Below are 528 nucleotides of genomic sequence, written 5' to 3' on the forward strand. Positions count from 1 at the left end.
CGCATTCGGCAATCCGGGTTTCGGCGAGTTGCCGGCTGACCGGGTCCAGGCCGGGATGGCCGAGAAGATCCGTATTGCGATCGCGGCGGGCCTGCCAGACAGGCCTGTGCCTGGCGGTGACGGCGAAGTTGGCGCAGGCGAGACACGTACTTTCGGTCCTCAGAACGGGGTTGGGGCCTTTCTCATCGCCGAAGCAGGCAGCCGTTTCGACGCGGTAGACGCAATAGCCCCAATCGCAGACGCCGAGCCGCAGATCAGTCTCCTCCATCAGGAAGGAGACATAGGCCTGGACATCGCCGTCGCGCGTGCGCCCGCGGAACTGGGAGCGGGCGGCGATCATCCGTCCGCCCTTGCCCGCGAGGGCGGTTGCCGTCAGCACTTCTTCGAGAGCGGCGCGGGTTTCTTCCCGGGCATGCCGGTCGATCAGGTCGTCGAGCGCGAAGTCGGTCCCGACGTAGCCGCGATCAGTCATGGCCCGGGTCACATGACCGAAGTGGGCCTGAAGCGCATACAGGCCGGTCCGGTCGC

Annotated in this window: 1 pseudogene; it reads right to left on the minus strand. The window is 66.9% G+C overall.

Annotated elements, in window-relative coordinates:
* A pseudogene (locus tag LJE98_RS20105) lies at positions 1 to 528 on the minus strand (integrase); the annotation flags it as partial.

The sequence above is a fragment of the Rhizobium sp. 'Codium 1' genome, assembly GCF_020889605.1.
GTDB classification, from domain to species: domain Bacteria; phylum Pseudomonadota; class Alphaproteobacteria; order Rhizobiales; family Rhizobiaceae; genus Allorhizobium; species Allorhizobium algae.